Annotated in this window: 8 protein-coding genes and 1 pseudogene; 3 read left to right on the forward strand and 6 right to left on the reverse strand. The window is 42.2% G+C overall.

The features are described 5' to 3' along the window. Positions 1-15 precede the first annotated feature (15 nt). A complete protein-coding gene (locus FTU66_RS07475; protein WP_180112564.1) occupies positions 16-420 on the forward strand; it encodes a hypothetical protein in 405 nt (134 codons plus the stop codon). Positions 421-516: 96 nt separating this feature from the next. On the opposite strand, the gene FTU66_RS07480 is transcribed toward FTU66_RS07475, so the two are convergent. From FTU66_RS07480 to hisB, 6 genes are all read right to left on the reverse strand, one after another. Then, positions 517-1419 (reverse strand): DMT family transporter, encoded by a 903-nt coding sequence (locus FTU66_RS07480; RefSeq protein ID WP_180112565.1) that lies wholly within the window; start codon positions 1417-1419, stop codon positions 517-519. Positions 1420-1511: 92 nt separating this feature from the next. Then, on the reverse strand, positions 1512-2243 hold the full coding sequence (gene hisA / locus FTU66_RS07485; protein ID WP_180112566.1) for a 1-(5-phosphoribosyl)-5-[(5-phosphoribosylamino)methylideneamino]imidazole-4-carboxamide isomerase: 732 nt from the start codon (positions 2241-2243) through the stop codon (positions 1512-1514). A 67-nt stretch (positions 2244-2310) separates the two neighbouring features. Further along, positions 2311-2988 carry a hypothetical protein gene (locus FTU66_RS07490; protein WP_004974396.1) on the reverse strand — a complete coding sequence of 226 codons (678 nt, stop codon included), beginning with the start codon at positions 2986-2988 and terminating at the stop codon, positions 2311-2313. A gap of 169 nt (positions 2989-3157) precedes the next feature. Further along, entirely contained in the window at positions 3158-3628 is a 471-nt protein-coding gene (locus FTU66_RS07495) for a DUF805 domain-containing protein (RefSeq protein ID WP_180112567.1), read from the reverse strand. 248 nt (positions 3629-3876) lie between these two features. Further along, positions 3877-4494: an imidazole glycerol phosphate synthase subunit HisH gene (hisH, locus tag FTU66_RS07500; protein WP_004974401.1), complete on the reverse strand. Its 618-nt coding sequence runs from the start codon at positions 4492-4494 to the stop codon at positions 3877-3879. Beyond that, positions 4494-5087 (reverse strand): imidazoleglycerol-phosphate dehydratase HisB, encoded by a 594-nt coding sequence (gene hisB / locus FTU66_RS07505; protein WP_096902642.1) that lies wholly within the window; start codon positions 5085-5087, stop codon positions 4494-4496. The genes hisH and hisB overlap by 1 nt, the downstream gene beginning before the upstream one ends. A gap of 96 nt (positions 5088-5183) precedes the next feature. Between hisB and FTU66_RS07510 the strand changes: the two genes are divergently transcribed. Beyond that, the gene (locus FTU66_RS07510) at positions 5184-5561 is read left to right on the forward strand and encodes a GNAT family N-acetyltransferase (protein ID WP_096902643.1); all 378 of its coding nucleotides are present in this window, start codon (positions 5184-5186) and stop codon (positions 5559-5561) included. Between the two features lie 315 nt (positions 5562-5876). Further along, positions 5877-6296: pseudogene (locus FTU66_RS07515) on the forward strand (RNA-guided endonuclease TnpB family protein); the annotation flags it as partial.

Here is a 6296-nt window from a genome sequence, read left to right on the forward strand (position 1 = left end):
CTTGTCAGGTGCATTATGTCAGACGCAGAGCATTCATATTCAGTAGATCAAGACCCACATCGTTCATTGACCATGATTTTATATGTGCTGTATATCATGGCGATTTTTTCTGCGGGGATATTGGCCGTGATTGCCTTAATCATCAACTATTTAAAACGTAGTGATGTACAAGGTTCAATTTTTGCCAGTCATTTTACTTGGCAAATTCGCAGCTTCTGGTGGTATCTGTTTTGGAATATTGTGGCCTTTGTGCCGTTCTTTTTGGTGTTCTTTAGTCCAGATGCGCAAAGCTTTGCCAGTATGACTTTGGCTGCGACACTTTTCTGTATCGCAGTGGTTGCTATTTCGTGGTTATGGATTGTTTACCGTGCTATACGCGGTTTAATTCGCGTGAATGATAATCTGCCGATGTACCATTAAAAATCCTACACTTATTTTAAATCACAACAGCGCTGCAAAGGTCGGGCTGTCGGGATGCCTGTATCAAGTGTTTTAAGGCATGGTTTATGTTCAGGTTTAGGTTTGGGGTTTAGTTTTAGATTCAAAAAGTTTAGGCCGCCATTCACTGATGAATACGCCTAAAACAACCAAAAGCCCACCAAATAATGCCAGAATGGGTAAACGTTCTCCTGCTAAACGCCCAATCAGGGCTGCCCACACCGGTTCACCTGCATAAATAATGGCGGCTTGCGCAGGGTCTACCTGACGTTGTGCCCAGTTCATCACCCATTGAATCACGGCACTGGCAATGCCTAAGCCGAGCAAAACAGCAAGGAGTGACCACTGAAATTCGGGCAATTGAGTTTCTCCAACCCATGGTGCAATCGCAAAACACAATAACGATGCACAACCCAGTTGGATGAGGGTAACGCGCTTTAAATTGACCCGATTGGCAAAATAGCTAATTAAAATAATTTCAAAGGCAATCGCAATTGAACCGATTAAAGTAATGGCTTGTCCAAAACTTAACTGAATTGCGCCTAAGCCATTGCCTGTTAAAAAGACCAAGCCTACAAATGCCAAAATAGCACCCAACCAAGTCATGACATGCGGACGTTGATCAAAGCATAACCACAGCAATAGCGGTACAAGCGGGACATACAGCGCCGTTAAAAAGGCCGATTCGCTACTGCTGATACTTTGTAAGCCAATGGTTTGAGTGACATAACCTAGCGCAATGACTGCGCCTATGGCAAAGCCTGCATAGAGTTCATCGATGCTAAAACCACGTAGGCTTCGCCATGAAATTAATCCCACAGCCAAAGTGGCTGCGGCAAAACGTAAGCCTACAAACAGTACGGGACTGCTGAAATTCAAACCGTATTGCACGGTAATGAAGGTTGCACCCCAAATTAAAGTAATCAAAATGAGCGCCAGTTGCGGGGCTTTACTGCGAAGCATTGGTGAAAGCTGAGACATATAATTTGTAGGAGATGAAAAACTTAAGATGAGCAAAATAAAATCAAAATAAAAAAGAGGTCCGCAGACCTCTTTGAAAATGCGCGGCAGAATTACAAAGATTGCTCATCTAAAAGCAACTGTGCTTCACGCAGGCTTAACGTGCCTTCGTAAATTGCACGACCTGTAATCGCACCTAAAATGCCAGGCTGACCTTTTAGGTTGCGTACGTCATCTAAATTGGTCACACCGCCAGAAGCAATCACGGGTAAGCCTGAATATTGCGCCAAGTTTACGGTTTGTTCTACGTTCACACCTTGCATCATGCCATCACGGGCAATATCGGTATAAACAATGCTAGATACACCTGCATCGGCAAAACGCTTAGCTAAATCTGTTGCCTTCACGTCTGTGACGTTGGCCCAACCATCAGTAGCCACCATGCCATTCATGGCGTCAATGCCGACAATGATGTGTCCTGCGAATTTCTTGCAGGCTTCTTCTACAAAAGCAGGCTCTTGTACGGCTTTGGTACCAATAATTACGAACGATACGCCTGCATCCAAATAGTGTTCGATGGTTTCGAGTGAACGAATACCGCCACCAATTTGAATAGGGAGATCGGGTTGTGATTTTGCAATCGCTTCAACCACAGGTTTATGAATTGGCGTACCTGCGAAAGCGCCGTTTAAATCGACTAAATGCAAGCGACGCGCGCCTTCATTTACCCAGTGTTGTGCTGTTGCCACTGGATCGTCAGAAAATACAGTATCATCTTCCATACGACCTTGTTTTAAACGAACACACTTGCCATCTTTCAGGTCAATTGCAGGGATGATCAGCATGCTTTCGCTCCTTGCCAAAAACTTATTGAATTCAATCTGTGCATTTTAACAAAGTATTGTTAAATATCTAAGCATCTGTTGTAGGTTTTGTTTTAGAGGGACGAATCCGCAATTTGAGTGAACTGTTTGGGATATGCTCGGGCAATAGACCCAAACGCCCCAATTCTTCAAATATCAACACAGGTGCGTAGGCATCGGCGGCAGCATAGGCAATTTGTGCTTCACTGAGCTGTTTGCATGCCCAGTTTGAGGTGCTGATACTTCGGCTTTTAGGGAAATGAACGTGAAATAATAATGCCATGGCATTTTTAAGCCCAAGCGGACTTTTAAAACCAAAACTGCCAAAACATTTGGATAGTTCAATCACGCTATTCAGTTGTATACCTTTTTTACGAAATAAATGGGCATCATTTTTCAGCCCAAAACCTACTTTAATTTGATCGCGATTGGCAAAAACTGGCTGCAAAAATTGCCAAATGTCATCATTGAGCTGAAATAGATAGGCTTTTTCTAAGGTTGCGAGCTGAATTAAATGCGGGCCTGTAGAAACTTCGCCTACATTAAACGTGGGTTTAGATTCAGAATCGAAACCCAAGACAGCTGCGGTTTTCAGTTCAGCTTCAATTGCTAGACATTGCTCTAGATTTTGAATCAGTACAATATTTTGACGCGCAATATTTTCAAACAGTGGCAATTGCCGAATTTCATCAGGGCTAGGCAGGGTACGCAGACGAGTGAGATCCATAACATTCAAAGCGGTAAAGAAGCGGTTTTAGCCTAAAGCGTTTTGCGGAATTTGGCAAAGTTTAAAAGATTGAAAATGCTGTGCAGGACAAAGATTGCAGCGAATATCCTGAAAAAATAGCCCAATAGATGGGCTATTTCGAAATATCAACCAAGTGGAATATTTTTGCTTAGACGTTGCTGAATATACCTGACAAGAAGCTGCCAATAATCGCCAAAATCATCAGCACAATAAAAATCCAAGCCAGTACTTTTTCCCAACCTGCAGTTTCACGTACCGCACCATAGCTATTTTGACGATCATCGCCAGGTGCAAATACCAAATATAAACCCATAATAATATTCACCAAAGGCACCAAAATCAGCAAAGATAACCAGCCAGTATGATTGCGGTCATGCAAGCGGCGGATGGTGAAAATAAAGCTAAAATAGAATGCCACGATATAAATGCTCACGAGCAAGATCATGCCGATGCCCATAGAGCCAGAGCCGAGCTCTAGCAATAAATTGGGTGCAACAACGGCAATAATTGCAATCAGTACTGCAAGCCCCAAGCTGAGCAAACAGTTCCACGCTAAAAATGATAATCGACCAAAACGCCCCGCTGCACTGAGTGCAGAATCTTCTACATATTGACTCATTGTTGTAATTCCTAGATTTTTTGAATTTTCTGTCGCATACCGTATATTTGCTCAAAAATCTTGTGAGATATCTCTCTCACATCGCAAACATAGACCAATTATCGACAGACCCTCAGTTTATTTTGAATAAAAGGTATAAAAAACGCTTTAATTTTAAACACAAATCAATGTGCAATAAAAGTGAAAAACATTCACGCAAAAATAAAGCCGAGATTAACTCGGCTTTATTGATTGAAGCATCCTGAATATTAGATATTCCATTCCACAAAGTTTTTTAGTAACTGCAAACCAACAGTGTGACTTTTTTCTGGGTGGAACTGCGTTGCAAACAAGTTGTCTTGATGCAGGGCTGTACAGAAAGTTAAACCATAATCACAGGTCGCGGCCACGATTTTTTCATCTTGCGGTTCAACATAAAAACTATGCACGAAGTAAAAACGCGCATCTTGTTCAATGTTGTTCCACATAGGGTGGCTCGGGTCACGTTGATGTACCTGATTCCAACCCATGTGTGGCACTTTTAAACCTGCTACTTCAGGAAAGCGTTTGACTGTACCTGCAAAAATGCCCAGTGCATCTGCTCCGCCATTTTCTTCGGAATGTTGCATCAGCGCCTGCATGCCTACACAAATTGCAAGTACAGGTTTATTAAAGACCGCGTTGCGTACCACGTCATCAATGCCAGCTTCATGCATGCCTTGCATACAATCACGCATAGCACCCACACCTGGAAACACAATTTTATCGGCTTGTGCAATCAGTTTTGGGTCATTGGTCACATCTACCGTTGCACCCACATGCTCTAAAGCTTTCGCTGCAGAGTGTAAATTTCCCATGCCATAGTCAAGAAGGGCAATTCGGGTCATTAGAGTGTTCCTTTGGTTGATGCCACTGTATTTTCAGCACGCGGATCGACTTCACATGCCATGCGTAAAGCACGTGCAAATGCTTTAAATACGCTTTCAATTTGGTGGTGGCTGTTTTTACCTTTGAGGTTGTCGATGTGCAGTGTCATTAATGCATGGTTGACAAAGCCTTGGAAGAATTCTGAGAATAAATCCACATCAAAAGTACCAATACGTGCGCGGGTAAATGGAATATCCATAAATAAACCCGGACGACCCGATAAATCGACAATCACACGGCTTAAAGATTCATCAAGTGGTGCGTAAAAGTGACCGTAGCGTCGTAAACCTTTTTTATCGCCCAAAGCTTGAGCAAAAGCTTGTCCAAGCGTGATACCACAGTCTTCTACAGTGTGGTGATCATCAATTTCCAAGTCGCCATCACAATGAATATCAATATCAAACAAACCGTGTCGCTTGATTTGATCAATCATATGGTCTAAAAATGGAACTCCAGTGTTGAGTGTGCCTTGACCCGTACCGTCCAGATTCACACGAACTCGAATTTTAGTTTCGTTGGTATTTCTCACCACTTCACTGATACGTTGGGTCATAGACACGTTCCTCAAAAAACGTCAAAAATGATTGATGTAAAATGTTTTCGCTGTGACGAAGTCTCAGCATATTAGATTGCTCAGGAGGGTTAATCAATGCCTATTACCGTACATGCCTATACTTCACTGGAAAATACCGAAGTGCGCAGCCAGCTTGAGCGACTGTATGATACCAGCCCTGAATTTGGCGATGGGCAAGATGCGGTAAGCCAACTTGAGCAGAACTTGGCTCAGTATACCCTACTTTACACGGCAGAATTTAATACTAAAGTGATTGGTGCGATTTGGTGCACAGGGCAAGATGATCATCGTACGCTTGAATATATTGTGGTGCATCCTGCAAACCGTGGTCGAGGTGTGGCAGATCGTTTGGTGAGTGAGGTGTGCCGTATGGAAGAAGCCAAAGGTGTGCAGCACTTTCAGCCGGGTTGTGGTGCGATTCATCGTTGTTTGGCGCATTTGGGTAAGTTGTGAGTTTTTAAAAAGCTGACGTTGTGTCTGTCTTTTCAGTTTATCCGTATAGGTCAAAATTAAATTAGTATCGAAAATCCCTTCTCTTGCGCCATATATGGCTCAGGGATGAGGAATATCTTCCGTAAGAGGATGATGGGGGATTGAAGTATGGTTTTAATCGGATTTGTGAAAGAAGTTTATCCACTGGAGCGAAAAACCTCGTGGTTCAGCACGAGGATATAAGCGACTGGAGTAAACCATATGAACGACACGAAATGTCGTTTTAAATACTTGTACTATAGTCACTATTAAGAAAAATACTGTTAAAATAATTGGATGAAGACACTCAAATTACGCATAAAAGACAAACATTGCAAGGTGCTAAATCAGTTAGCATCCGAAGTAAATTTTGTCTGGAATTATGTCAATGATTTGTGTTTTAAGCATCTACAACGTAAACAACAATTCTTTTCAGCATACGACCTTGCAAAATACACGAAAGGCACATCGAAAGAATGCAACTTGCACAGTCAAACTATTCAGGCAGTGACAGAAGAATTGGTCACAAGACGCAAGCAGTTCAAAAAAGCAAAACTAAAATGGCGTGTCAGTAATAAAAAATCAGCTATACGTTCACTGGGTTGGATACCGTTTAAAAAGGTTGCAATCAAATATGCTGATGGCTATGTTGAATATGGCAAGCATCAATTTAAACTATGGGATAGTTACGGATTAAGTCAATACAATATCAAAACA

It is taken from the genome of Acinetobacter sp. YH12131 (assembly GCF_013418635.1).
In the GTDB taxonomy this organism is placed as follows: Bacteria; Pseudomonadota; Gammaproteobacteria; order Pseudomonadales; family Moraxellaceae; genus Acinetobacter; species Acinetobacter towneri.